This window comes from Nonomuraea endophytica (genome assembly GCF_014203235.1).
In the GTDB taxonomy this organism is placed as follows: Bacteria; Actinomycetota; Actinomycetes; order Streptosporangiales; family Streptosporangiaceae; genus Nonomuraea; species Nonomuraea endophytica.
In genome coordinates this window covers 222037-246210 of sequence record NZ_JACHIN010000010.1, presented here as the reverse complement: position 1 = coordinate 246210, position 24174 = coordinate 222037, and the positions used below count along the sequence as shown (strand labels likewise).

Sequence of the window (24174 nt, the reverse complement as noted above, 5' to 3'; positions counted from 1 at the left end):
GCATCCTTGCCGAGAAGCCTGTAGAGTCGTACTCGACATAGGTCGAGAACGATTCTCGGAGGGTGAATGCCTGTCCCGATTCGCCTCACTACACCAACCCGCGACGTGCTCGGCGTTCTGCTTGAAGCAGCAGCGGAGAGCACGCCCACGTACGGGCTTGAGGTCATCCAAGCCACCGGCCACGGTTCCGGCACCGTCTACCCGATCTTGCGACGGCTAGAGAGCATCGGCTGGGTCCGCTCTCACTGGGATGAAACCGAAACGACCGGTCCTCGCCGACGCCTTGTTGAGCTGACCGCGGAGGGCGAGAGCCAAGCTACTGCGGCATTGGCGAATCGCCAGCGTCCTCGCCCAATACTTCGATGGATTGAGGCCTTGTGAGCAAGCGCTTGATTGCTGGCGGCTATGCCTACACGTTCTCTATCTGGACAACTGCCGAAGCAGAGGACCAGGCACGGATCAGTCCTGGAGTTCAGCAGGAACTCGGTGATCTGGCGCGCAAGGTGATCGAGTTTGCGGTGGCGCGTGGGTTCGATGGGCGGGGCGGAGAATCCTTTGTCGTAGGCGAACAGGGCCTCGTCTCGGAGTCCAGCCCCCTCTTTGGGATGCGCATTCGCCGTGCCTCCGACCAAACCCATCGTGGACCCACGCCTTGGATGCACGGTTACGTGCTCGTTCTTGAACGCCGAGCCACAGTTCGGTGGGAACCCCTTGCCTACCTATTGATCGACGAACCGCGGTCGCTAGCCGAGGACCGCTTCAAGAGCGCCATCGACAAACAAGCGATGAAGAAGCTCCGCGCGGACCTGCATAGCCTCGGCGTCACCAGCACATACAAAGTGGACGATGACCCTACCCTCTCGGTCGGGATCGGCTTGGTAGTGCGCTCCAGCCATGGTTTCTACCGATGGCAGGAAGGCTCGGTGACACGTCGGCATCTGAATACGGATCCGATTGGATGTGCCATAAGAGTGGCGCGTCGCTACACGGAACTGCAGGCTGAAGACACGGAAATCCCGCTGCGCCGGACTGCCGCCGGTCGCATCTCGCACATCGCGTCGTACCTTGCAGCCGAGCCCGAAGCTGACGAGATATGGCGGCGGGATCTTCTGGAGATCGCGACAGGCGGATCACGTACGCAGTTGCTCCGCTACTCGGCCGGGCTCCTGTGGGCAGGGCTGGAATCCCGCTCGGCGTGGGTTGGGCGACGCCTCGCCCACCCTGCCAGGTGCCTGCTGATGTGGCTGCTCCGATCTCAGAAGCGCACGTGGTTCCTGATCTCCGGTCTTATGCTCTGGGGCGGCCTGGAGACCATCTGGGACACTGGACTGGGTGCTGCGATCCTTGTTGTGATGACCAGCGGCTTGGCTCTTCACCCCCTGGTGGAGTGGGCACGCAAGAGGCTCAAGATCGAGCCGAAGGCGCCCGACCGGGCGGCTGAGTAGGGCCTGAACAAGCCCTACTCAGCCATGGTCACAGGCCGAGTCCCGCTGCGGCGTTGTCAGCCCAGCGATCTACGATCTGCATGTAGCCGAATAGGTCCCTTGACGTGGGTGACCAACCACCCTGTGCAGCGATCGACACCGAGTCATGCCCGGCGCGACGGGCCTCTGTCGCCAGGCCCGAGCGCAGGCCATGCGCCGTCCGGCCTGCCAGCCCGGCCCGTCCAGCAACGCGGGTCACCACGTCCCCGACAGCCTGACCGGACAGTTCCCGATCCCGGAGCTTGTCGTGCCGGTCGATCCACCGGAACGCCGGGCCCTCCACGAGCCCGGACGCGGCCAGCCACGCCCGCCACGCCCGGACCGGGCACGTCAGCGGATTCGACCCGTACGGCACGGCCACCTCGCGGGCGCCGCGCTTACCGAACCGGACCGTGACGATCAGGCCCTCCTCGACCTCGACGACGTCGGACACGTGCAGCGAGGCCAGCTCGGACCGTCGTGCCGCGATGGCGAACCCGATCAGGAGCAGCGCCCGGTCGCGGATCCCGGCGAGCGTGTCGCTTGGGCAGGCCCGGCACATCAGCCGCAGCTGCGCGACCGTGACTGCGGGGGCCTTCCCCCGGCCACGTCGCTCGTTGGCACGGGCTAGGTTGTCCGCCTCCGCAGCCATCGCCTTCCGGGCGGCCTGCATGACCGGCTTGTCGATCGGCCTGCCCGCGTCCCGGAACGTCACCGACACGCCCGCCAGCCGCCGGTCTACCGTGGAGGGCGCGTTCCCGGCCGAGTACAACCAGTTGACGAACCCGACCAGCGTGCCCAGCGTCGCCGCGCCGGCCGGGATGCGCAGCTCGGCGCAGAACCTGGTCCACGTCCGCCAGTCGTCGCCGTAAGCGCGCCTGGTGTTCGGCTTCGTCGTCGTGTCCAAGTAGGCGACGGCCGCCTGGTCGAGCGCGGCCAACCGCTCCGCCACCTCGTCGTCAAGGAGTAGGGCACCGTCTCGCAGCGGCGCAAGCTCTGCGGTCATTGGAGATCCACTAATGACCGCCTCGCGCCGAAGCCTCATCCATGCCGTACCAGGGGTGCCACTCGCTCATCGGTCTCATTCCCCGCTTTCGTTCATCAGCGGCCACACGCCGGTCCCGATGAACCTGACCGCCATGTCGGACACTTCTCGCAGCGCGGCCTCCTTGTCATGGGCGGGACGGCGGGCCAGTTCCTCCCGGATACGCCCGGCCAGTCCGGCCGCTTTGGTCAAACCGGTCTCGTCGGCGCGCAGCAGCTGGTCGAGCAGGATCAGGTCGGTCGTGGTAACGCCGTCGAACGCTCGGTACGGCTGAGCCTTCGTGTCCGGGCTGGCAACGGTGCGGCCATCGCGGACCAGGAGCCGGAGCGGACGGGTCGGATAACCCTCTTCCACAGACCCCTCGGGCACATACGCTTCGCCGTCGAATCCCCTGGCGGCAGTCGAGGTGTAGCCCCAGGGCCACCCTTTCGCCTCATCGTGCGCCGACGCTCGGGCGAACAGACTGCCCTGGTTGTCGAGCACGACGTCGCCCGGCTGCCACTCCTCGGGCGTGGGCACGAGGGTGCCGCGCTGAGGCTGTATCTCGTTCATGTGATCTCGTTTCGGGGGGAGACCGGCGCCCGTGCTGGGCGCCGGTCGGAGGGGCTGGTCAGGAGGGGAGCCCGGAACGGGCTGCGCGGACGATCTCGGCGACGATCTCGTCCTCGGTCAGGGTCGTGCCGCCCATCAGCTTCATCACCAGCAGGTGCGCGCCAGCCCGGACGAACGACTTCTGCTCAGCGGCGCTTCGGTCCTTCACAGGCGTGAGGTCGAGCCGGGTTCCCCTCACGCCGTGCCCTGGGCGGCCAGTTCGACGCCGGCGCTCGGGAGCGGCCGGTAGTGGAGACGAGTCCAGCCGCTCCCGTAGAACTCGTCGCCTCCCCCGGTGAGGCTCTCGTGCAGGATCGCGGCAAACGCTCGGAGGTCGTCTTCCGTGCCTAGCTCCATGTCGCCCTGCCACACGTGGTCCGCCTCGACGAGCGTCTCGTACACCGGACCGTCGTCGTAGAAGTTGCCCGGGGAGGCCGGGCCGTAGAAGTGGAAGCCCCAGAGGGTGTCCGGGTAGAGGGTTATGTCGAGGATCTCCAGCACGCCCACGTGGTCCGGGTTCGGACGAACGTACAGCGAGTTGAACGGCAGGAAGCGAGCGTCGCTCATCAATGGCTCCAGATTCGGGTGAGAGGTGGGAGATGAGTCGCGGGCATGGCTAGTGCCCGCGACCCGACGGGGCTGACGGGGTTAGGCGGACGTGACCGAGACGAACCGGTCGAGGGGGACCTTCACGAGCGCGCAGTTGCCGAAGGCGATGCGCGCGTACTTGCGTGCCGAGCGGACCTCGGTGACAAGGTCGGGATCGGGCAGGGCGCAGGGACAGTGCCGGATCGACGTGGCGATGATGTCGCGGTCTAGGATTCGCATCCCCGGACGGAGTTCCGTGACGTTCAGGCGCTGGTGCGTGTTGCTCATTGTTGCCTCTTTCGGGTGAGGGAACATCCCGTGGCTAGCGAGATGATCAAGGTTTCTAACCCATGATAAGGGAACCCTATCGTGACTTACTAGCATTTCGCGAAAATTGCGAACATGGGTCGAGCGTTGCTCAGAGCTCTCAATTTCATCACTTCATTGCGCACACACCCGGCCGCCAGGTAGCCAATGGAGCATGTCCGACCAGAACACCCCCCCACCCAGGCCCGAACCGCCTGCGCCTTCACACCAAACAGCGGGCACGCTCGCTGCCATTGCCAGCCTCGTTGCCGCCTCGGTCGGCGTCGCCGTCCAACTCATCGGCGACGACATCCTCACCACAATCCCACCTTGGGTTGCAATTGCCGCCGGCGCCGTCGGAACGCTCACCACGGCGGGACTCCTCTATGTCACCAGACGAGCCAGGCTCCCCAGACCGAAGATAGAAGTAGATCCAAGCGAGCGGCTACAGCAGCGCATCAACGCCGTAAACGACGCCTTCAGCCAAGCCAACACCGCCTTCGCCGAAGCCGGCGTCCTAGCCGATGAGCTACGCCAGGAGATCGCCACCCAACAAGCAGCACATCAGAAACTCACCGAAGAAGCCGAGCGCCAACGCACGCTGATCAACATGGACCGCGAGGAAGCCGAAGCCGTCCAAGCCCTCATCCTCGGCGACACCAAATCCGACAGGAAACGCCAACGCCTCCGCGAATGGGCGTTCTTCCTGGTCGGACTACTTCTGGCCATCCCCCTCAACATCGCCTCCAACCTCATCGGCGATCAAGTCGCGCCCCCGGCCGCCCCCGCGCCCTCCTCCGTTCCCGCTCAACCCTCAGCAACTCCGACACGCTGACTACCCCACCCCCCTCCCCCGGACGACGCAACCGAGGCACCCCCGACACCCCATCAACCACCCAACACCCAAGCGCACCCGACGCCACCCACCGATTCACCGTCGAACGAGACACACCAACACGCAACGCAGCACCATCAAGATCCACCCACACACCAACCATCATGCGGCAACCCCGGCGAGGTGCGACGCCAACAGCAGCGCGACCAGCGGCCGGCTCCTGGGGGGTACCCCCAGACATGCGAAAGCCGCCGCAAGCGGTGATCGCCTGCGGCGGCTTCGCGCGGACTACGCGCGGCGGCGCGGCGCGACGTCGCCAACGTGCGTCGCGAGAGCTGCCTTGGTCTTGGCCATGTCGTCAGCCAGCGTGGCAACGGCGTCGGCGTAAGCGCTCTCCAGGTGCTTCGGCGTGCGGCGAGAGTAGGACTTGGCGGCAAGGCCAGTCGCGTCGGCCAGCTCACGCCAGATGGTGACAGCCGTGTTCGTGACGATACGCACCTCTGCGGGCTTCTTGGTCAGCCACGTGCAGACCTGCACAAGCCAACCGTCGTCGGCGACCACGTGACGCACGCCGTTCCGCTCTTCCATGGTGAGGACCGGCGCGACCACTCCCGCCATGTGCAGGATGTCTGCCCAGTCTTCCGCTGCCGTCGCAACGCATAGGTTCGCGACGGCGATGCGGTCGGACACCTTGACGGGCGCGACGGCTTCCGCCTTGGCCACGGCGGCGGCCAACGCGTCGTGCATGACGCGGTGAACTGAGATGCCGTAACGCTCCGCCTTGCGGAGTAGTGGCGTCTTGACGTTGACCAGGATTCGCATGGTGTTGCTCCGTTCGGGTGAGGTTGGCTGACTGGCTAGGTCGTGAGGGGTGGCGCGCGGTCCCCGAACCGCGCGCCGGTTGTGCTACTTCGCGGCGGGCTTGGCGGCGGGCTTGGCGCTCTTGAGCGCGGCCAGCTCCGCCTTGGCGGCCTCCAGCTCGTCCCTGATGCGCTGGCTTTCGGCTTCCGCAGCGTCGGCGCGGATCTTGTCGATCACGGCGCGGAACTGCGCCGGGGGCATGGCCGTGAGGTAGGCGGCGTCTCCGCCCAGCTTGGCCAGACCGCGCGCAGAGCGCTTGATCCACTTGCCGCCCTTGGCGTCGGTGAAGACGTGCGCGGCGTCGTCGTCGTCGCCCGCCTTGACCAGCCCGTCAACGGGCATCGCGTCGCCCGTGAGCTCGCCAATGGTGAAGTAGTAGGCCCAGACAGCGGGAACCAGGGGAACGTACCGGGTGAAGCGGTTGAGCTTGTCGAACGCGGCAAGCGCGTCGCCGATGCCGGTAAGGATCTCGCTTGGGGTGAAGCTGGTCATGATCTCTCGCCTTTCGGGCTGAGGTGGCACTCCCGCCCTGTACGGGAGCGCCGGGGGTTGTTACAGGACTTGCGTCTCGTCGCCCGTGTCCGTGGACGTGGCGGGCTTGGAGGCGCTTACCGGCTTGCGCTTCCGCTTGCGGGTTCGGATCGTGAGTCCGACTCCGATTGCGAGAGCCAGCAGGACGGCACCGACCGTCAGGCCGACCGTGGGCGGGATGCCCTTGTCAGCGCTGGCGAGTCCGGCACCCGCGAGGGGTTTGTCCCTGCTAGTGGAAGCCACTTGCGGTTCCGCTTGCGGCTTTCCAGCAACGCTGAATGGTCCGGGCGAACCGGGCGGACCTGTGAGTCCGGGGTCACCCTTCGGACCGGCGATGCCGCGCGGCCCCGCCTGCCCTTGCGGGCCGGTGCTTCCGGGCGGACCGGTAGGTCCGGGCTTCCCGTCCGCGCCGGGCTTGCCGGACGGGCCGGTGTCGCCCTTTGGCCCTTGGGCACCGGGCTTGCCGTCCGCCCCCGCCTTGCCGGGTTCGCCGGGCCTGCCGGACGCGCCGACCGGACCAGGGGAACCCGCCGGACCCTGGGGTCCGGGAGATCCCGCCGGGCCCTGGGGGCCGGTGTCGCCCTTGGGTCCGGGCGGACCCGTGACCGGAACGAACACCGTGACCGTGGTGGTCACGGTGACCTCCGGTCCCGGCGTGCCGCCGGGCGGGTCATCCTGTGCCGCTGCGAGAGCGGCGAGTGGTGTGCCCGTGAGTGCGAGTGTCGCGGCCAGTGCCGCGAGTGCCCGCCGGGCGTTGGTGAATGTCATCACGACACAAATTGTGTCGTGATCTACACAGGCAATGAAGCACGAAGTGATCTCAAATAAGGAACGAATTGATCACAACGAACCTGGGCGGCTAGCTGACTTTGTAGGGCGGCATTCCCTTGTCTGGCAGGCTTTTCCGTCGCCGTGCGTCAATGTAGGTTGACTCTTGGTGCGGGGCTTGGGGTGGCACCCCTGGTTGACGCCTCTTCCGCGTGGGACATTTTGTGTCTACGCTTGCGGGGTGGCTGAGCGGGAGTTGTCTGATGAGCAGCGGGTGGCGCTGGCGGAGTTGAAGCATGTGTCGGCCGAGCTGGCGAGGTTTGAGCGCCGGCAGCGGGAGTTGGTGCTTCAGTGCCGTGGGGAGTTGGGGATTCAGGCGCGGGATGTGGCGTTGGCTGCGTATGGGGAGTGGTCGGAGACGACTCGTCGGCGGATTCAGCGGATTCAGGGGACGTCTTGATCTTGGTCCGACCAGGGTCAAAGCACTGTAGTCGTCCCTGAGCATACGAAAGGGTCGGGGGTATCCAGAGATACCAACCGACCCTTGTTTGTGTCCCAGCGTCGATTCTGGGACCGTCTAGCGTGCGTCTCGTGTCAAGCTTTGCGCGCATTGCGCGAATGATTCGTAGAAGGTCAACCCCAGCAGCGACGAGGTGTGAAGCTGGGGGCGTGTTTGTTTGTGCTGGTCAGCGCCGGGCGATGGCGACGCTGGGCACGGTGATGCGGCTCACGGGGTGATCACGGTGATGTTCGCCAGAGCGGTGAGGGCGACGGGCCCATGCTCGACCGGCTCGAAGATCGGGGAGCCGTGCTCGTCATAGACGCCGATCCAGTTCTCGTTACGGGCTTGGCGGGTGTTCAGCCGCCAGTTCTTGCTCTCGCGTCCGGTGGGTTGGACGATGACGCGGGTTTCGCGGTCGCGGCCGGTGATCGTCTGGTGGTTGGGGTTGTCGGGGTCGGCGCGGGCCCACCGGTTCGTGCGGGCATCGCGGACGGCGTCGTAGATGTCGATGACGACGCCTTCGGCGATTTCGCAGCTGGTGCTGATTCTGCGCGCGTAGAGCACGGTGGTGCCGGTCGTGTAGGGGTTGCCGCGCCAGTCGGTGCGGGTGGGTGTGGTCATTCCTGCTCCTGGTGGTCGTTGGTGGGTCGGCGGAGGAGGTCGCGGGCGAGTTCGGCGCCGCGGCGTGCGGTTTCGGTGCCGGGTGGCCGGTGGTCGGTGGTCCAGGGTTCTGGCCGGCGGGCGTTGGTGGGTCGCCAGCCTTGGCCGCGGAGTGCGTGCAGGTATTCGAGGGCGAAGATGTCGGCGTCGGTGGGGTCGTCTTGGTGGTCGCGTTCGCGGATGCGGTGGGCGAGTGCGGCGACGGCGACCCGGGTTTGACGGTCGAGGCTCTCGGGGTCGGTCATGGGCGTTCCTTGCTGGCGATTCTGCTTGCGGGTTGTCCACATATCGCCGGGTGTGATCTTGTCCCCTTCCACCTCAGGTTGTGAGACCCCGGCCCGCGTTAGGGATAGAAGGTGTTAGAGGGATAGGTCTTATAGGGATGGGGTCACGCTGTGGCGTGACCTAAGAGCGTCTTTGGTCACGTTGTGGCGTGACCTATCGGGCCCTTAGGTCACGCTGTGGCGTGACCTACCGGTCGCGTTCCGGGGGTCCTGACGACCCGCTATCCACAGGTCGCGGGGGTAGCTCGACTGACGCGGGCAGGAACGGAAGCTCGTAGTCGACCGCGTGACCCTTCCGCGCGAACACCGGTCGGCCACGCGTGTCCGTCGCGATCTGCACCCGCACCTCCAGGCCCCGCCGGGCGAGCCGCTGCAACGCGTCGTTCAGGCCGCGCGGCGTCAGCCCGGCCCGGTCCGCGATCAGCTCGGTCAGCGTGATCCGCGTCCCGTCGTCGCGCCGGTCGCCACGGTGCGTCCACATGCGCCTGCTGTGCTCGTTCGCCCGCTCGGCGACGATCAGCAGCACCAGCCGCTCGGCCGCGGTCAGCCCTTCGGCGGCAGCCGTACCGAGCCAGCCGGCGACCTCGCCCATCAGTCGAGCGCTCACCCGCTCCCCTCCCCCTCAACGTGCCGAGGGCCTTGAGGGAAGGTCTCTCTTTACTGATCATGCATACCGTCACGCAAGCACCCGCCGCACCAGCAAGCCCCTGCTCTCGGCGTAGCGCGCGCACTGAGTCGCCCCCGGCGACCCGTCGCGGATGAACGCGAGCACGAGGTCCGCGCCCAGATCGACCATCGCCCGGTTGCGGATCGGGCCCGCCGCGTCGCCGAACTTCGCCCAGTTCGCCGGGTAGTACTCCTCGACAACGTCCCGCCCGATCGCTGCCATCCGCATCACCCAGGCCGACGCGTAGCCGTCCGCGCCGCTTGGGCAAGCGCCGTGCACGACGACGAGCGACCCGTGCTCAACCCGCAACGCCGACAACGCGCGATCAATGAGGTCACCTTGACGCCACGTCCGCGACCCCGTGACGAGCACCCGGAACCGTGCCGCCGCCGGGGCTTTCCGCTCGTCGCTCACCGGGCCACCTCGCCGTGCTGGCCGCGGCCGTCCTCCAACGCGGGACCCTTCTCGCGCGCAGCGAGCGCCGCATCCCGATCGAGACGTGTCCCGAGCAGCGAGAACGCCAGCGCGGCGACCATCAGCTTGTTCACCACGTCACCGACGTCCAGCTGCACAACGTCCATCAGGCCGTCCGCAAGAGCGGCGAAGGCGAGACCGGCCAGCAGCACATTGACCATGCCGAGCCGGTCGAACGCCAGAATCCATCGCGTGATCATCGCTTGTTGTCCCCGCTCCCTGAGGGCGCCTCCACCACGGTGTAGGCGACGTGCGGCTTCCGCTCCAGCTCCGCCTGGGCGCGACGGCGTCGCGCGTCACGCTCGGCACCGGCCCGCGTCCAGAACCGGCGAGGCCGCAGATACCGGTCAACGCTCGGCTCAGTGAAACGGCCCCCGAGCCTCATCTCTGCCATGACCTGCCAGCGCTTCCAGGTCTTCACGCGTCAGCCTCCTCGGGGTCAAACTCGACGAGTTCGAGTAGCTCGACCGGCCGAGCGATGCCCTCCAGCAGCGTGCCCATCGTCCGGTTATGGCGGGCGTCGGCCAGAGCGTGGTGCTCATCCCCATCCCGGGACGGCAACGGCGGTCGGCCCAACCGGACATGCTCCTGCTTCAGGTCACACGTGAACATCGGGACACCAGTCGGCAGATTCACCATCGGCCCCCACAGCTGCGCGAGAACGACGTGGTCGTACGCCGCGTAGTAGGCCCACAGCTCCGGCTCCAGCGTCGACAAGATGAACTCGCGCACCTCGTTGGCGATCACCCACTGCGGCTTCACGGCCACGTTCGTCGGGTCGATCTGAAACTGCGGCTGCCCACCGAACGGGCCCCTCCGGATCCCGTCGACCAGCGGAAGATGCGGGACGACGTTCTCCATCAGCCAGTCGTGCTGCGCGACCTTCTGCCACGGCGCATCGAAGTTGACGGCGTAGTACTCGCGGCCGTCGTCGACGACGATTCCTATCGAGATCAGCTCGATCGTGGTTCCCGTGTCGAGAAACTCGGTGCCGTAGTAAATGCGCATCAGGTGCTCTCCCATTTCTTTCGGATGTGGTCTGCCATGCCTGGCGCCCAGAGGCGACGGACTGACTCATCGGCCTCGGGCGGGCCGCCGTTCATGTGGGTCTCTTGGCCGCGGTGCTCCCAGGCCGGTTCGCCGCACCGGTCGCACGCGTTGTACGGCTGGCCGACCCACACGAACCACTCGCATAGCGGCTGCTCCGGCTGGGCTACGTCGTCCGCGAACACCTCGTCGGGGTTGTCGAGCGTCGGATCGACGTGCTCGGGCCCACCGAGGTAGTAGCCGACCCAGTCCGTCTCGACGTACGTCCACGACCGGCAGCCCAGGCAGATGCAGTACACCCGGGCGGCCGTCGTGTTCGGCTGGCGGATCCGGACCCGGCCATGCGCGTCGAGCAGCTGGCACTCGAACACGAACGACAGCGGCTTCCACGCGTGGTCTTCGCTGTCCACGCATTTGTTGTGCGCGCCGCGGGGCTTCGCGTTGAGCTGCCGGTCGGCGTAGCTGGGACGGCGATTCACGCGCTGCCCTCGCCCTGCGACACATAGCGGATGCCGAAGTTGGCGCCGCGCTTACCGACTGTCCAGGTGCCGGTGGCGACGCCATTCTTGATCGTGGCCGAGCTGATCAGGTGGTCGAGGTCGGCCAGGAACATCGGCCACTCGTGTCCGTCCTGGTCGGTCCACATGAAATAGGCGGCCGACCGGCCACGGCGGCGACCTGTCATAGTGAGGGTCGCGGTGAACTCGGTGATGGGCCTCCAGTCCGGCGGCACCACGGCATACTCGCCGGTCTCGACCCGCCGGTAGTCGTCCTGCGGGTAGTGCATGAGGTTGCCGCGCCGGTCGTAGGGCGCTTCCTTGAGTGCTTTCACGGGTCTCCGATCGGTGGACGTCAGGCGCTGGTGGCTGCGGCGCGGGCTCTGGCCTTCTGTAGATAGCCGCGGGAAATCTGGAGGCGCTCGGCCACCTGGTTGGGGGTTAGGCCCTGCTCGGCGAGGAACGCTGCGTCCTCAGTGATGGCCTGGGCCCGTGGAACAGTGGTGCCGAGGTCGGGTTCTACGTCGGGGTCGTCGATGTCGTCCCAGGCCGCCAAGGGCACCCAGCCGTTGCGTCGCGCGCGGTTGCGGACGATGGCAGCGGTATGCCGTTCACTGCGGGTGGTGAGTGGCGGGTCCTGGTCAAACAGTTGGGCGGTCACGTCGCGGATCGCGCGAGCCTGGAAGACCCGCAGGATCAGCGCAACGTTGAGCACCTTGTCGAGCTGCCAACGGGGTACCTCGCACCGTTCGGACACCAGCGGCATGGCCCAGCCGCGCAGCATGAGCGCCTGGAGGCGGCGGCGACTGCCGGCCACGCTGATCCGCATCTCGTCGGGCATCTGGTCAAGGTCGATGGAGACCGCGAGCAGCCGCGTTGCGGTCTCCGTCCTCATCCGGGCTGACCCCGGCGAGCCAGCCTCGCCGTACACCAGCAGGTCGATGCTGCGTGCAGGGACTTGCGCCAGGAGGGCGATGGCGTCATAGGAGATGTACCGGCGCAGGTTCAGCACATGGGCCCGGACGGCTTCGGTGTCGGCGAACGGCTTCCACCTGCCGTACGCCAGGAGCCGGTGTCGTTCGCGTGCGTAGGCGGCGGATGCTGCTTTGCATTCCGTGCAGCGGCATTTCTGGACGGTGTAGGTGGCGTACTCACCGTGTCGCATTTCGGCGGGCTCCTTTCAGGGCGCGGCGCTGGCGGGCTAGGTCGAGCCGGACCACGTTGGGCGGAAGGACAGCGGGCAGTTCGGTCTGGACGGGGTTGGCGCGGGCGCAGGTGGCGACGTGCGGCATGAACACGTCCTCCCAGGGCTGTCGGGGCAACGCCTCGACCCCGTGCAGGGCTCTGGACTTCCACGCGCGCGGCCCGGTCCGGTAGCACGCGGTGTTCCCTGTGGCGGCTGGGTTGGGATCGACGGCGAGACGATTGCCCGCTTCGGTGACGGTCCACAGGATGGGTTCGCGGCACAGCCCGCAGAGGGAAAGCTCACGACCGGTGGGGATCATCGATTTGGCCCTTCCTCAATTGGCTCGTGGTGGCATATGTCGAACAAGGCGTATTGGTAGCCGACGACCTCGCCATCCACGACGACCGGGGCGCCCTCCTCGTGGGGAGGCTTGAAGGTCATGACGTGGCCTGGCTGTTCTTGTGGGCGTCGCGTTTCTGCTGGACGCGCCGGTCGTATGCGGCCTTGGACTGCTGCCTGCTGCAATCCAGGCAGATCGACTGCCTGCCGCCTTTGCCTTTGCTTCTGCGCCCGAACTCGGTGAACGACTTGACCTGCTGGCAGGTGTTGCACCTGCGCTCGCCGGACGGCACGCCTTGACGGCGCTCCAGCCAAGTGAGGCCGCCGAGCACCATCTCGGGGTCCTTCTCCTCTCTGAGCTCGCCAGCCCATGCCCGGCAGTCGTTGAGCACCGGGCAGCGGGCGCAGATCGCCTTAGCCTGGGCGATGCCGCTGTCGTCCCTGGATGACATGACGGTGGCCTTGCCGCCGCAGGCCGCGCGGGCGTGGAAGTCGGGGACGTCGCCTAGGAGGGTCCGGATCAAGCAGTCACACCCTGCCGGTTGGCGTGCCGCTTCTCGCTTTGAAGCCGGATGTACTGCGTGGACTTGGCGTAGCCGTGGGGGCGTTCAACCACGAGACTCCCCCGCTCCCATATTGGCTGGATTGGCGCGCCAGCAATCTCGACACCGACCACCGCGCCTGTGAGACAAGGGCTTGCCGCATGTCGCGCAGTTGCTCGGTGGTCCGCCTCTGCTGCGGTTTCGGCCGCGAACACTATCCGCCCGGCACTCGCGTGAGCACAGAATCTGAGCTTTCGTCGTCCGGCGGAATAGCTGCCCGCACTGCTTGCACAAGATCGGCTCGGACAGGTCATAGCCTCTGGCCTTGTACGAACACGCTGCGGTGCAGAACCTCTTCGTCGTGCGCCCGACAAGCTCGAAGGGCGTACCGCAGTACTCGCAAGGGCGAACGTTGTCGGTTCCTCGAGTGAGGGTCGAGCGATGCTGGGCGAAGATGAGAACGGTTCGAGGGCTCTGCTGGTCGAGTTCGGCCACTCCGTACACCGCTGTGACTTGGGAATCGTCGTTCCAGGCGATGCCGTTGGCCGCATCGCACACGTGCTTGATCATGTTGTCCACGTCGATGCGCTGCTTGTTGGGCCGGAAGAAGATGCAGCCCAGTGCGATATTTCCGGTCCACGGCTGGTCGAAAATGCGTCGAAGATGCTGCGCCGTGCGCGCTTCGGCATCGACGTCTTCCTTGGTTCGGTATGGCTTCCCGTTTCGTGTGAACCGCGGGCGGCTCTTACTGGGCGGTTCGCCGTCAATCACGGCCATCATCATCTGGCCGGTCCCAGGGGCGAGTGCTTCGCACAGAAGCAGAGCGCGCTCGGCGTCCTCCTCTCTGCCGCCCGCAGGAAACAGACTGTCCGGTGTGAGTTCCAGCGGCTGGGAGTCGTTGATCACCGACGCCACTCCTTCGGGGCCTTGATGCTGGTCAAGCCCTGCTCGCGGATGTACAGGTCCCAGACGCGGTCATCCACGCCGTCTGGGCTCGACTCGATGGCTCGGGCCTGGGCCTTCGCGGCCAGACGGTCCGCTTTGCGGCGGCGGTGTTGAGCACGGCGGTGGTCGAGCCATGCTCCGGCGATGAAGAGCACCCACGCTGCGACTACGAAGCCGCCGATGACGGCGAGAATGTCCTTGATCACGAAGACTCGTCCCCCTGGGTTTCGATATCGGTGTGCGGGCGCTGTGACTCGACGTCGAGCCACAGCGCTGCGGCGGCGAGGATCGTGAGGATCAGGCCAAGCCCGGCGAGCATGACCACCAAGTACGGATCAGCGGTCCACAGCGCGGCGAGCACGGGCTTCACCTACTTGGCGGCATCAGCGCGAAGCGCCAGCGTCCGGTCATAGTCGGCGAAACGGACCTTCGCCTTGGTCCGCCGGTCTGTGCTGGACAGCACCAGACCCTCGCTGCGTCCAGGCGCTCCATTCAGTTGCGCCGCCGTGGTGGCGTAGCGCTCCATGAACACGCGCATGTCGGCGACCGTGGTCGGCAGCATGTGGGATGCTAGGGCGAACAGCTCCGGAGCCCGCTGCACGCTCTGGTCCTCGGCGAAGCCGTCCAGCTGCCCCTCGTCCAGCCATTCCTGCCCGCCGTGGTCCCGCCAGCGGGCCACAGCCTCGACGTCACGATCGAGGATTGAGACGGGCACGAGGGACACGTCGAACAGCCGTGCGCTGGATACGCTTCGGTTGCCGTACTGCGCGGCGGCCTCGCCCTGCTGGCCGTAAACCTCCAGATACGCGGTGACGACCATGTCCCGGCGGGGATTGGTTAGCCGCTCGGCGATGCGGCTCAGCGTCGCGACGATGCCGAGTGCGTCGCGCACCACCAGGTCACCGACGGCGGTCAGCAGCTCATCGCGTGAGCCGATCAGCCAGCCGGAGTTCTCTGGCAGCAGAACGATTCGCCCGTTAGTGCCGTCCACCTTCTCGTAGCCCCAGACGGTGCCGCGGAACGAGATGGGGTCCTCGTCGAGCAGCGGCGACTTGCGCCGCGACTTGTCGAGTGTGTGGTAGGTCGGGATCGCGGGATACTTCGTGGCCGAATCGAGCGCGCGCAGGCGCGGCCCGTACAGGTCGGACAGTTGGAGAGTCACTTTGTTGATCGCTTTCATGCGAGCGTGGGACGGTGGAGGACGCCGCCGGCCGCCGCGGTGTGATCCGCCGCGGCCGAGCAGCGAAGTGGGGTGCAGCGCGGACTACGGCTTGCCAGGAGTGACGTTGACCTTGCCGTCGCCAGTCACGTACACCTGGAGCTGGCCCTTCTCGACAGCCCGCCACAGGACCGCGCCCTCGATGCCCAGCACATCCTTGAGCGCCTTGATCTGGTCCAACTCGGTGAGCGCGCGGGTGTTCTCAGCCTTCTGCGCCTCGTTGCGCTGGTTGGCGACTTCCTTGGCCGTCTTCGCGTCCTGGAGGCTTGGCGGAGCCATCGGCATCTGGAGCGTCAGCTTGAAGTTGGTGAAGTACTGCTTGCCGGTCTGCTCCTGGATGAAGCCCGGCAGCGAATCGGCGACTGCCTTCTCCCAGTTCTGCTTGACGGTGTTGTCGCCGGAGAGCTGCTCCCACGTGTACGCCTTGGCCGCGGCATCCATCGCACGGTCTAGCGGCTGCTGAACGACGACGCTCAGCATGCGCCGCCAGCCGTCAGGGGTGTCGGCGGCGTACTTGCGGCCGATGTTGCGCCAGAACTCGTCGAGGGTGGCGCAGTCGGTGGTGAGGTTGAACGAGGCGACACCGCTGACCAGCATGGTGATGTTCCCGGCAGCGGAGACCGTGATCGGGCCGGTTTCTGCCCCCTCCTTGACGACGACCGCGTTCGGGTTCTTCGGATCGGCCGACCCGGCGAACTCGAACGTGCGCAGGTCGGCGGGTAGGACCACGCCGTAGTCGTTGATGTCGAGCATGGAGCGCTGGCCCGGCGCGACACATGATTCCTTCTTCGTGGTGCCGGAGAACATGTCGTAGTCGTAGTCGATGGCCTGCTCGTTGGTCTCGGTGGTGACCGAGCAGGCGGTCAGGGCTGCCAGGGCGAGGATGGCGGCGGGGATGTACTTGCGGGTCATGAACGAGCTTCCTTGCGGGTTGAGGGGGCGGTGTGGAATTTGCGGATCTTCAGTTCGAGGAGCTGGGCGGTGGGGTCGACGCCGAGTTGGTCGATGGCCAGCTGGTGGAGTTCGGCGACGAGCTGGCGGTGCCGGGCGAGTTCGCGTTGGCTTTCGCGGGCGCCCTTGACGCGGGACTGGATCCACACGACGGCGACGTAGGCGATGGCGATGATGGCGACGAGGGTCAGAACGATGAGGGCCCTCACGAGGGCCGCCGGGCGAGCTCGGCATCGATGCGCGCCTGCTGGGCGTCGTCGACGATGGGGCGGACCAGGTCTGCGATGAGCGCTGCCGCCGGCCGGGTGGAGAATCGGTGGCCTTCACGCTCGCGGTCCTGGACGAGGGCGTAGGCGATCGGCGCGGTGACGACGAGGTTGTGCTTGGCGAGCAGCACGTCGAGCGCCTCGACGGTCGGCACCTCCGCCGGGGTGCAGCCGTACCAGAACACTTCGGTGTCGTCGCCGTCCGCACCGTCTCCGGGCTCGAACGCCGACAGGAAGTAGGTGGACAGCGGCGCGTCCCAACCGACCTCGGTCGTGCGACCTGCGGAAGCACCAGGCTCGTTGGCAATGGTGTATCGGCTCATCGCCGCCGACCCTTGGAGATGGTGGCGACCGCCGGGACGGCGATCGCGTGCAGCAGGAGGGAGGTGACGACGGCGTTGCCATAGGTCATCTCGGGGATGACGGCCCACCACTGGTGGTGAAGGTAGGCGACCACCAGCATGATCAGCCAGGAGTTGATCAGCCAGTACGCCGCCGCAAGCAGAATGGCGAGGAACATGGTCACTCACCCCCGTTAGCGGCACCGGTGACGCCCGCCCATTCGAGGTCATCGGGGGTGCACGGGCGCAGCTCGACGCTCTCGCCGTCGTCCTCCTCGATGGCTTGCCGGGCGCATCTCTCGAACTCGCGGAGCGCGTGGGTGAGCGGCAGTGGCCTGTCCGGTGCGACCGGGGTGTCGTCGATGAAGACGTACCAGTACGGCCCGGTCTCCTCGTCGTAGTCGATGACGCTGTAGTCGGCGCTGCCGTCGCCGTTGAGCACGATCTGCGCCTTCGTGGGTCCCATGGCGGACTCCTTCTTCGGGTGAGGTGACTTTCGCAAGCGGTTTAGCTTGCGGGTTGAGTGGCTTCGTGGGTGGGGGTCGCGAACACGCGATCCACCACCTTGGCTAGGTGCGGGTCGATGTCGCCCAGGGCGCTCTCCGGCTCGAGTGTGGCGGCGGTGCGGGACTCGTCGCGGTAGCAGGGCGCGTCCGTCTGGTGCGTGATGCCGGGCTCGGCCGGCTGGCCGCAGGCGCACAGCGCGGGGGCGGTCGCTCGCTGCTCGTCCGCGCGCTGGAGCTGGCCGATCCGGATCTTCAGGTCACGGTGGTAGGCGGCAACCACGCGCCCCAGCTTGTCGGCGATCCGCTCGGCGTCGACGAGGGCGCTCAAGTCGCCTCCCGAGGCCGGGACACGGAGCTGGCCCACAACGAGGGTGAGCTCCGTCAGGCTGACCTGGTGGTAGATCTGCTCGGGACTGAACGGCGTGTCCGCGACGAACACCTGTCTGATCATGATGGGTCTCCGTTCCAGATCACGTGGTCTTGCGGCGAGTGCGGGCCTTCTGGGCGGACTTGCAGGTATCGCAACGGCACCCCCAGTTGTGGTAAGCGCCGGAGGTGCCGTGCGGCACCAGCTCCGGATGGGAGATCGCCCTCGCTCGGAGGTTGGCCCGGGTCATGCGCAGCCGCTCGGCCACCGCCGCAGTGCACGACACGCAGCGGCAACCGCCGTTGTAGGTTCCGGCCTTGCCGTGCTGAGGAGCCCTCGCGCGGGCCATCAGTGCTGACCGTCCTCACCGCGGGCGGCCTCCACCTGGGCGATGAGTGCGGTCCAGGCATCGATGACGCCTCCGGCCGCGTTCAGGCCCTGGAGGAGCGTGGCGAGGTCGGCCGAGGAGAGCTCGTCCGGCTTGGTGATGGTGCGGCCGAGGAGGGCGGAGGTGTCGCGGAGCCGGTCCTCCTTGGATTCGACGCCGAGGCCCTGGAACAGGCCGCCGATCTGGGAGAGCTGAAGGTTCCGCTCCGCCTCGATCTCGGCTCGCAGCTGCCGCAGCGCGGCGACCACGCCCTGTGCTTCCTCGTATGTGAGTTCGCTGCTGGAGGTGATTGGGCGGTTGAGGAAGTGGGAGAGGTAGGTGAACCGCTTCTCGTCGTTGATGGCCTTCGAGCCCGCCCCGGTGGCGGAGGTGATCTCGCAGTCCTTGAGCAGGGCGTGCATCTCGGCCTGCTGGCCCTTGCTGATCATCACGACTGGCTCGGCCTCGTGCGGCTCCTCGTCGTCGACCAGCTCGCCCTCGTGGATGTCGTCATCCGCTGCGGCCTGGGGCTCGGATTCGGGCTGGGCCTCTGGCGCGGTCTGGGCCTTGGCCGCCATGTTGAGGGCGTGCATGACCTGGGCGGCCTCTGCCCCCGTCAGCTCCTCGGACTTCTGCACCGGCCGTTGCGCGACCTTCGACAGGAAGCCGGGCGCGGTCTCCTTGGTGTATCCCTGGGCGACCATCGCCGCGCCGATCTCGTTGCGCTGCTTCTTGCTGGCCTTGTCGGTGTCCTGGGAGTCGTCACCGTGGCCGGGGTTGACGCCGAGCGCGTCACCGAGGGACTGGCCCTGCGGCGTCCTGGCGTCGGTGATGACGATGGAGCCGTCTTCGTTGACCTCTGCGCCGAGCTCTTCGGGGGTGTAGCCGACGCCGCGCAGGGCCTCCTCGCAGGCTTCGCGGGCCACTTCAGTGATCGCGCGAGCCTTCAGCATCCCTTCCCGATAGTTCTGCCACACCTTCTTGCCCGTGACCCCGGCAGCGACGGCGCGGTCCCACGTCCATTCGGCGCGGAACTCGAAGTCGGGGTCGTCACCACGGACGATCGTGGCGACCGCTTTCACCAGCGCCCCGTTCTGGGGGTTACGTTCGACCCAGATGCGCAGCCTGTGGCCGGCGTCCCGCACGAGCGCGGAGATGAGCCCGGAGGAGGCACAGGCCCGGCCTTCGATGATGTGCACGCCAAGGATGGCGGCCATCGGGGAGATGCCAAGAGAGCGGCCAAACTCGACCGCGTACAGCACATTGCCCGGCTTGTTCCGGTACTGGGCGGGCAGGAGGTCCGACACAGCCAGGGCCTTGGCGTACTCCTGCCGCTCGACGAGGGTGTCCTCGCGGCGAATCACGGCGGGCAGCGTTTCAGTGGTCATCAAAATGCTCCTACGAGGTCGGAAATGTCGGGCAGGGCCTTCTCAAACTTGAGGAAGGGCACACCTTCGGCGCCCTTGGCCATGCGGATAGCGACCAGGTCGCCGTTGAAGTAGGCCCGGCGGGCGGTGCCCATGGCGACCAGCAGTTTCCCTTTGGCCGTCAGCACTGCTGCTTCTGCGGATTCGAGCTCCTGGAGCGCGTCGATCACCTCGATGGCCAGGCCGGGCTCCATGAAGTACTTGCCAGCCCGGTCGATCAGGGGGTGCTGGCGACGCAGCGACTCGTACGTGGCCTTACGGTCGTCGAGGTCGGGCATGTCTCCCAGCAGGAGGGAGGCCATGAACGACTCGCACCGCTCGCGGATCACGGCGGCGTAGTGCTCGTCGTAGTCCACCACGTACTCGCGGAATTCGAGCCTGCCGGTGAGCAGGCCGACGCGGGTCCGGCGGGCGCCGATGGTGTCCATCTGGAACAACACCTGGACGAGGTAGTACAGCGGGATCTCGTTGGTGCCGGGCTTGCCCCATTCGCGGCCGTCGGCGTCGGTCTTGCACTCGATCAGCTCGGCCAGCTCGTCCCCGGCGTAGAAAAGCCGGTCCGGCGAGGTGAGCTGCCAGGGCCGATCGTTGCTGACCCAGGTGCCGCCGGGCAGCATCCGGTACTCCGGGTGCCGGTCGGCAAGCCAGTTCGCGACCGCGGGCTCGAGGTAGTGGCCGCGGGCCTGCTCCTTGGTCTGGGGTTCCGGTTCGACCAGCCCGGCCATGAGGCACCACAGGGAGAACGGCGACTCCCATGGCGACAGGCCGAGCACAGCGGCGGCCTTGGAAGCGGACATGTAGCGAAGCCACTCCGTGGAGCCGGGCTGAACGTCCGGGATCTGGTGAGCGGTCAGGACCGTCACAGACCACGCTCGCGCTCGTACTCCCACTCGCCGTAGGTGCCCAAGGCCGGCCCGCCGCGCCACGACGGCGCGTGGAGGTACGGGTGACGCCGCTGCTCGGCGGGCTGCTCTTCGCGGAGAGCGCCGATGAAGGCGTCGAGTTCGTCTTCGTTGGGCGGTTGCTCGCCCGGGGGGTTCAGGGTGGTGCTGGTCACGCGGTGGGCTCCGGGGCGTACTCGGCGATCAGGATGTGGCGGCGGACCTGGTCGATCAGCTCGTCGGCCAGGTCGGATGCCTCTCGGGGGTCGAGCTCTTCGGGGAGGCTCTCAACCAGCGCGGCGCGCAGCGGGCCATAGGCAGCGCACGTCTCGTGCTGGTGGGCGTAGAGGGCGAGGATCGCGGTGGGCTTGCCGTACTGCCCGACGATGCGGCGGATGGCGTGCGTCTCGGCGTCGAGGGGGGCGCTCATCGGTCACCACCGGCCGCGATGGGAAGGGGCTCGGTGCTGAGCGGCTGGGTCTTGGCCGCGAGGTCGAGCAGAGGCGTCAGCAACTCCCAGACGGTGATGCTGGCGGATTCGCTTGCGAGAGCGACGCGGGCCTGGTCGAGCCGGTAGAAGTGGCCGGGGATCTGCATCCACGTGAGCCCAGCGATGTGGCGGTAGGCGTAGAAGCGGGGGTTGCGGTTGTCCGGCGTGCGCCGGATGACCACGTCCAGCTGCTGGGCGTGGACGACGGTCCATGTGCTGCGGCGGGTACGGAGGCTCAGCGTAGAGGGGGTGAGTCGAGGCACGACGATTCCTTTCGGGTGGGGGCTATGGGGCGGGCGCGTCGCTGGCTTGGGCGAGGCGTTTGGTGACGCGGTCGAGCTCGGCCTTGCGGCGCTTGAGCTCCAGCTGCACGAGTGCGAGTTCTTGCGTGGCCGCCGCGAGTTCGGAGGCGACGTATCGGTGGAACAGGTGGTCTCGGAGGGCTTGGCGCGGGATGCGGAAGCTCTTCTTGTGGATCGAGATGTTGGCCAGGCTCTTGTCTCGGATGAGCCCGAGGACGGTGGATGGGCTCACGCGCATCGCTAGTGCGGCTTCTTGGACGGTGAAGAGCTTCTTCCTGGGGGGAGCCGCTGCGTCGAGAATGCCGTTGACCAGGTCTTGCACGCTTTCGATGAGGTCGTTCACGGGGTTCATGTCCCCCATCGCGACCTTGGTTGGTGATGATCTACTAGCACAATCAGACGCTAGTCGATCATTCGAGAAAGTCAAGGATTTTCGAGAAATTCGCGAAAATCGCGCACGTCATCGTGATGCTGAGAAGTGTCTGTAGGTACTGGCATTCCGCGTACTCCCTGGTACGGTTGGCGCAGCAAGCGCAAAAACCGCAGGATCACGGAAATCACGAAGGAGCCGGGCTGTGGCCACCAACAAGAGCGCCTCACCAGCTCTGCCACCCGAAGCCAGCCTCATACGCCAGCTACGGGAACGACCTGCTGCGCTAAGCCGCAAGATGAGCCTGTCGACCGCGATGAAGCGGCTGACGGAGATCGCCCCCGATGGGTACGGCTTCAGCGACGGAACGTGGCGCAACATCGAAGCCGGCCGGAAGATCGCGGAGGACTGGGAGCTCGTTCTCATCGGGCTCGTCCTCTACGCCACCCCCGAGCAAATCGCGGCGACTGGACGCACCGACGCTGCGGAACTGCTCCGCAAGGAGATCGACGCGCGCGCCAAGACCGAGCTGGCGGCCTCCAAGGTCAGCTTGGACGACATTCCCGCGGGGACCAAGCAGAAGCTCCTCCGCCAGCTGGCAGAGATCGACAATGTGCCCGGCGCGACGGAGCAGGACCGCCAGGAGATGCGCGACGTGCTGTTCGGCCAGATCGATGCCCTCATGGATATGCACGCCGCGACGCTCCGATTCAGAGCTCGCTAGCGGACCTGCTTGCGGAGCCGGGCTACGACGCCTGGCGCTTCGGCATCCACTCGCTGGTCGCCGCGATGAATCCCAGCTGGAATCGGCTCCTCGCGCCGCAGAAATCCAGGAACTGGCCGATCCGGCGGGTCAGGTTGCGCTGTGACACCCCGGTCGCTTTGACGATCATCGAGTCCGTCGCCCCGTCAGCCAGCATGCTGAGGATCTGCAATCCGTCCTCGTCGAACAGAACGGCCTTGGGTCGGCGCACTCGCGTGCCTGATTCGGCGCCAGTGCGCCGGACGAACGCGCGGGCCGGTACGCCTTGCGCCCACCGGGCGTCGAAGGCCGCCAGGACTAACGACATCATCAGGCCGGGCTGGATCACCAGGACAGCGCCGGTCTCTCGGTCGCGCGGCATGATCGCCAGCTCTCGGTCCTTCACCAGCATCTTCGTTGGGAGATCGTCGTCCGGCGCGACTCGCACCTCGCACCCGCTGTTGTGCGACTTGGTGATGTCCCGGCGGGCGGCGGGGTCAGAGAAGACGCTCGGCTCGACCAGGATTCGGCACGTCGTGGTGTGCTCCACGACGTCGTCAACCAAGGGTGTGACGAACTGGTAGGGGTAGGTGTACATGGCCCTCAGTTCCCGCACCGCAGTGTCCCGGATCTCCGAGAACGTTTTCGTGATGATCGCGGGATCGCGGATGACCTCAACCGGGTTGTCCGCCGACTCCCAGTTGTTCGGGTTCTCGTTGAAGCGGCTGACCAGGTCATCCAGTGCGGACTTCGCGGTGGTGTACTCCTTCTGGATGCGGAGCACACCACCGCTCAAGGCCAGCGCCGGGTTGCACGCGCTGATCAGCTCATCGCCCATGGTGAGATGGCGTTCCGCCAGGTTCCCTAACAGCCTCTCCGCTGGGCCACCGAACCTCTCGATGACCTCGCCGCGGGGTATGGGGCTGTTGGCCAGAACGAACTGGTAGACGTGGCTCTCCTCGTGGTCGAGCCCGAGCGCCTTGTACACCTGTTTCTCCTAGTCGGCTTATGCGTTGCGTCGTTTCACCGGAGGGGCATCGTGGGGGCGAGGTCCTGTTCGTGGAGAAGGCCGAGTTCGTAGGCGAGCCGAGCTGTGGCTGCTCGGGCTTTTCGGTGGCGCTGTTGTGCAGCGCATACGGAGGCCGGGATCGGCACGGCGAGAAGCCACATTGTGAGCAGGCTGAAGGCGTGGGTGCTCGGCCCGGCCGGGCCGAGCACCACGAGCGCGCCGGCGAGCGAACTTAGGCCCCAACCAGCGGTTGCGGCGACCATGCATGCGCGCATGCGCCTGTTCTGTCGTGTCAGCATGCGCTGCTTCCGGAGCGCGAAGGCGCCTGTATCAGCTCTACCAGCCGCTTCCGTGCGCGTTCCGCTCGGCCACCGGGGATGTCGAACGCGGCGTCGACGTCGGGCTGCTTGTCGAGGCCGGGCCCTGCAAATCGTCAGATGAAGCGCTGGCGGATTCAGACTCAGGGCTCGGGATCGGCTCTGCCGTGGTCGAACTCAGCGGCGCGCCGGGGTCGCTGTCGGCGGCGCCTGGGAGCGCGCCCGCCAGGATGATCGCGACGACTGCCGCCCCAGCCGCAAGGTACAAGCCGATCTTCGTCCTGAGATTGGAGTCCATCGTGGACCGTTCCCTTCTCTTCCTCGCTCTGTGCACCTGCAACTGACATGCGGCAGTGCAAGAGTCAACTTTCTGCGTGAGCGTCAAGAAAAACCGCTCTCGCCGTGTGTGTCCATGGATTCGTTCGGCCTGTTTTGGCCACGGCCATAACCCGCCACTCGCGAGAGCCTTGCCCCGTAAGCCCACTGCG

At 66.7% G+C, this 24174-nt stretch carries 41 protein-coding genes; 4 read left to right on the top strand and 37 right to left on the bottom strand.

Annotated elements, in window-relative coordinates; translation table 11 throughout:
• The first annotated feature begins 66 nt into the window (after positions 1-66).
• Both HNR40_RS57910 and HNR40_RS33850 read left to right on the top strand, forming a co-directional pair.
• Complete coding sequence (locus HNR40_RS57910) at positions 67-381, top strand: PadR family transcriptional regulator (RefSeq protein WP_184968646.1); 315 nt, start codon at positions 67-69, stop codon at positions 379-381.
• Positions 378-1445 carry a hypothetical protein gene (locus HNR40_RS33850; protein ID WP_184968643.1) on the top strand — a complete coding sequence of 356 codons (1068 nt, stop codon included), beginning with the start codon at positions 378-380 and terminating at the stop codon, positions 1443-1445. Before HNR40_RS57910 ends, HNR40_RS33850 begins: the two co-directional genes overlap by 4 nt.
• Positions 1446-1473: 28 nt before the next feature.
• On the opposite strand, the gene HNR40_RS33845 is transcribed toward HNR40_RS33850, so the two are convergent.
• The 5 genes from HNR40_RS33845 to HNR40_RS33825 form a co-directional block, all read right to left on the bottom strand.
• Positions 1474-2469: a site-specific integrase gene (locus HNR40_RS33845; protein WP_184968640.1), complete on the bottom strand. Its 996-nt coding sequence runs from the start codon at positions 2467-2469 to the stop codon at positions 1474-1476.
• 75 nt (positions 2470-2544) lie between these two features.
• Positions 2545-3060: a hypothetical protein gene (locus tag HNR40_RS33840; protein ID WP_184968638.1), complete on the bottom strand. Its 516-nt coding sequence runs from the start codon at positions 3058-3060 to the stop codon at positions 2545-2547.
• A gap of 58 nt (positions 3061-3118) precedes the next feature.
• A complete protein-coding gene (locus HNR40_RS33835; RefSeq protein ID WP_184968636.1) occupies positions 3119-3268 on the bottom strand; it encodes a hypothetical protein in 150 nt (49 codons plus the stop codon).
• 26 nt (positions 3269-3294) lie between these two features.
• Positions 3295-3666, bottom strand: a complete 372-nt coding sequence (locus HNR40_RS33830; RefSeq protein WP_184968634.1) for a hypothetical protein — start codon at positions 3664-3666, stop codon at positions 3295-3297.
• Between the two features lie 81 nt (positions 3667-3747).
• The gene (locus HNR40_RS33825) at positions 3748-3975 is read right to left on the bottom strand and encodes a hypothetical protein (RefSeq protein WP_184968631.1); all 228 of its coding nucleotides are present in this window, start codon (positions 3973-3975) and stop codon (positions 3748-3750) included.
• 193 nt (positions 3976-4168) lie between these two features.
• On the opposite strand from HNR40_RS33825, the gene HNR40_RS33820 reads away from it, so the two are divergent.
• Entirely contained in the window at positions 4169-4828 is a 660-nt protein-coding gene (locus HNR40_RS33820; protein ID WP_184968629.1) for a hypothetical protein, read from the top strand.
• Between the two features lie 288 nt (positions 4829-5116).
• Here HNR40_RS33820 and HNR40_RS33815 read toward each other — a convergent pair whose 3' ends face one another.
• The 31 genes from HNR40_RS33815 to HNR40_RS33660 all read right to left on the bottom strand — a co-directional run bounded on the left by HNR40_RS33815 (position 5117) and on the right by HNR40_RS33660 (position 21600).
• Positions 5117-5650, bottom strand: coding sequence for a hypothetical protein (locus tag HNR40_RS33815; protein ID WP_184968626.1), 534 nt, complete (start codon positions 5648-5650; stop codon positions 5117-5119).
• An 84-nt stretch (positions 5651-5734) separates the two neighbouring features.
• Positions 5735-6181, bottom strand: a complete 447-nt coding sequence (locus HNR40_RS33810) for a hypothetical protein (protein ID WP_184968624.1) — start codon at positions 6179-6181, stop codon at positions 5735-5737.
• Between the two features lie 1534 nt (positions 6182-7715).
• A complete protein-coding gene (locus HNR40_RS33800) occupies positions 7716-8111 on the bottom strand; it encodes a hypothetical protein (RefSeq protein ID WP_184968622.1) in 396 nt (131 codons plus the stop codon).
• Positions 8108-8395: a hypothetical protein gene (locus HNR40_RS33795; protein WP_184968619.1), complete on the bottom strand. Its 288-nt coding sequence runs from the start codon at positions 8393-8395 to the stop codon at positions 8108-8110. The genes HNR40_RS33800 and HNR40_RS33795 overlap by 4 nt, the downstream gene beginning before the upstream one ends.
• A 226-nt stretch (positions 8396-8621) precedes the next feature.
• The gene (locus HNR40_RS33790; protein ID WP_184968617.1) at positions 8622-9041 is read right to left on the bottom strand and encodes a hypothetical protein; all 420 of its coding nucleotides are present in this window, start codon (positions 9039-9041) and stop codon (positions 8622-8624) included.
• 69 nt (positions 9042-9110) lie between these two features.
• Complete coding sequence (locus HNR40_RS33785; RefSeq protein WP_184968615.1) at positions 9111-9515, bottom strand: SLOG family protein; 405 nt, start codon at positions 9513-9515, stop codon at positions 9111-9113.
• Positions 9512-9775: a hypothetical protein gene (locus tag HNR40_RS33780; protein WP_184968613.1), complete on the bottom strand. Its 264-nt coding sequence runs from the start codon at positions 9773-9775 to the stop codon at positions 9512-9514. The genes HNR40_RS33785 and HNR40_RS33780 overlap by 4 nt, the downstream gene beginning before the upstream one ends.
• The gene (locus HNR40_RS33775; protein ID WP_184968611.1) at positions 9772-9996 is read right to left on the bottom strand and encodes a hypothetical protein; all 225 of its coding nucleotides are present in this window, start codon (positions 9994-9996) and stop codon (positions 9772-9774) included. The genes HNR40_RS33780 and HNR40_RS33775 overlap by 4 nt, the downstream gene beginning before the upstream one ends.
• Entirely contained in the window at positions 9993-10583 is a 591-nt protein-coding gene (locus HNR40_RS33770; protein WP_184968609.1) for a 3'-5' exoribonuclease, read from the bottom strand. The genes HNR40_RS33775 and HNR40_RS33770 overlap by 4 nt, the downstream gene beginning before the upstream one ends.
• On the bottom strand, positions 10583-11101 hold the full coding sequence (locus HNR40_RS33765) for a hypothetical protein (protein WP_184968608.1): 519 nt from the start codon (positions 11099-11101) through the stop codon (positions 10583-10585). The genes HNR40_RS33770 and HNR40_RS33765 overlap by 1 nt, the downstream gene beginning before the upstream one ends.
• Positions 11098-11454 carry a hypothetical protein gene (locus HNR40_RS33760; RefSeq protein ID WP_184968606.1) on the bottom strand — a complete coding sequence of 119 codons (357 nt, stop codon included), beginning with the start codon at positions 11452-11454 and terminating at the stop codon, positions 11098-11100. Before HNR40_RS33760 ends, HNR40_RS33765 begins: the two co-directional genes overlap by 4 nt.
• A gap of 20 nt (positions 11455-11474) precedes the next feature.
• Entirely contained in the window at positions 11475-12284 is an 810-nt protein-coding gene (locus tag HNR40_RS33755; protein WP_184968604.1) for a hypothetical protein, read from the bottom strand.
• Positions 12271-12624: a hypothetical protein gene (locus HNR40_RS33750; protein ID WP_184968602.1), complete on the bottom strand. Its 354-nt coding sequence runs from the start codon at positions 12622-12624 to the stop codon at positions 12271-12273. Before HNR40_RS33750 ends, HNR40_RS33755 begins: the two co-directional genes overlap by 14 nt.
• Positions 12625-12742: 118 nt before the next feature.
• Complete coding sequence (locus HNR40_RS33745) at positions 12743-13168, bottom strand: WhiB family transcriptional regulator (RefSeq protein ID WP_221341165.1); 426 nt, start codon at positions 13166-13168, stop codon at positions 12743-12745.
• Between the two features lie 84 nt (positions 13169-13252).
• Entirely contained in the window at positions 13253-14092 is an 840-nt protein-coding gene (locus HNR40_RS33740) for a RusA family crossover junction endodeoxyribonuclease (protein ID WP_184968600.1), read from the bottom strand.
• Positions 14089-14337 carry a hypothetical protein gene (locus tag HNR40_RS33735; protein ID WP_184968598.1) on the bottom strand — a complete coding sequence of 83 codons (249 nt, stop codon included), beginning with the start codon at positions 14335-14337 and terminating at the stop codon, positions 14089-14091. Before HNR40_RS33735 ends, HNR40_RS33740 begins: the two co-directional genes overlap by 4 nt.
• Entirely contained in the window at positions 14334-14492 is a 159-nt protein-coding gene (locus tag HNR40_RS33730) for a hypothetical protein (protein WP_184968596.1), read from the bottom strand. The genes HNR40_RS33735 and HNR40_RS33730 overlap by 4 nt, the downstream gene beginning before the upstream one ends.
• A gap of 9 nt (positions 14493-14501) precedes the next feature.
• A complete protein-coding gene (locus HNR40_RS33725; protein WP_184968594.1) occupies positions 14502-15311 on the bottom strand; it encodes an RNA ligase family protein in 810 nt (269 codons plus the stop codon).
• A gap of 84 nt (positions 15312-15395) precedes the next feature.
• Positions 15396-16262, bottom strand: coding sequence for a hypothetical protein (locus HNR40_RS33720; RefSeq protein WP_184968592.1), 867 nt, complete (start codon positions 16260-16262; stop codon positions 15396-15398).
• Positions 16259-16510 (bottom strand): hypothetical protein, encoded by a 252-nt coding sequence (locus tag HNR40_RS33715; protein ID WP_184968590.1) that lies wholly within the window; start codon positions 16508-16510, stop codon positions 16259-16261. Before HNR40_RS33715 ends, HNR40_RS33720 begins: the two co-directional genes overlap by 4 nt.
• Entirely contained in the window at positions 16507-16890 is a 384-nt protein-coding gene (locus HNR40_RS33710) for a hypothetical protein (RefSeq protein WP_184968588.1), read from the bottom strand. Before HNR40_RS33710 ends, HNR40_RS33715 begins: the two co-directional genes overlap by 4 nt.
• Positions 16887-17087 (bottom strand): hypothetical protein, encoded by a 201-nt coding sequence (locus HNR40_RS33705; RefSeq protein ID WP_184968586.1) that lies wholly within the window; start codon positions 17085-17087, stop codon positions 16887-16889. Before HNR40_RS33705 ends, HNR40_RS33710 begins: the two co-directional genes overlap by 4 nt.
• Before the next feature lie 2 nt (positions 17088-17089).
• A complete protein-coding gene (locus HNR40_RS33700) occupies positions 17090-17374 on the bottom strand; it encodes a hypothetical protein (RefSeq protein WP_184968584.1) in 285 nt (94 codons plus the stop codon).
• A gap of 41 nt (positions 17375-17415) precedes the next feature.
• Positions 17416-17865, bottom strand: a complete 450-nt coding sequence (locus HNR40_RS33695; RefSeq protein ID WP_184968582.1) for a hypothetical protein — start codon at positions 17863-17865, stop codon at positions 17416-17418.
• 19 nt (positions 17866-17884) lie between these two features.
• Positions 17885-18130: a hypothetical protein gene (locus HNR40_RS33690; RefSeq protein ID WP_184968579.1), complete on the bottom strand. Its 246-nt coding sequence runs from the start codon at positions 18128-18130 to the stop codon at positions 17885-17887.
• Complete coding sequence (locus HNR40_RS33685; RefSeq protein ID WP_184968577.1) at positions 18130-19536, bottom strand: recombinase family protein; 1407 nt, start codon at positions 19534-19536, stop codon at positions 18130-18132. The genes HNR40_RS33690 and HNR40_RS33685 overlap by 1 nt, the downstream gene beginning before the upstream one ends.
• A complete protein-coding gene (locus HNR40_RS33680; protein WP_184968575.1) occupies positions 19536-20372 on the bottom strand; it encodes a YqaJ viral recombinase family protein in 837 nt (278 codons plus the stop codon). The genes HNR40_RS33685 and HNR40_RS33680 overlap by 1 nt, the downstream gene beginning before the upstream one ends.
• Positions 20373-20434: 62 nt before the next feature.
• Complete coding sequence (locus HNR40_RS33675; protein WP_184968573.1) at positions 20435-20632, bottom strand: hypothetical protein; 198 nt, start codon at positions 20630-20632, stop codon at positions 20435-20437.
• Positions 20629-20886 (bottom strand): hypothetical protein, encoded by a 258-nt coding sequence (locus tag HNR40_RS33670; protein WP_184968571.1) that lies wholly within the window; start codon positions 20884-20886, stop codon positions 20629-20631. Before HNR40_RS33670 ends, HNR40_RS33675 begins: the two co-directional genes overlap by 4 nt.
• On the bottom strand, positions 20883-21209 hold the full coding sequence (locus HNR40_RS33665; protein WP_184968569.1) for a hypothetical protein: 327 nt from the start codon (positions 21207-21209) through the stop codon (positions 20883-20885). The genes HNR40_RS33670 and HNR40_RS33665 overlap by 4 nt, the downstream gene beginning before the upstream one ends.
• Before the next feature lie 22 nt (positions 21210-21231).
• Positions 21232-21600: a helix-turn-helix domain-containing protein gene (locus HNR40_RS33660; protein ID WP_184968567.1), complete on the bottom strand. Its 369-nt coding sequence runs from the start codon at positions 21598-21600 to the stop codon at positions 21232-21234.
• 223 nt (positions 21601-21823) lie between these two features.
• On the opposite strand from HNR40_RS33660, the gene HNR40_RS33655 reads away from it, so the two are divergent.
• Positions 21824-22342, top strand: a complete 519-nt coding sequence (locus HNR40_RS33655; RefSeq protein ID WP_184968565.1) for a nucleotide exchange factor GrpE — start codon at positions 21824-21826, stop codon at positions 22340-22342.
• Between the two features lie 22 nt (positions 22343-22364).
• On the opposite strand, the gene HNR40_RS33650 is transcribed toward HNR40_RS33655, so the two are convergent.
• Positions 22365-23348, bottom strand: a complete 984-nt coding sequence (locus HNR40_RS33650) for a hypothetical protein (protein WP_184968563.1) — start codon at positions 23346-23348, stop codon at positions 22365-22367.
• Positions 23349-24174 lie beyond the last annotated feature (826 nt).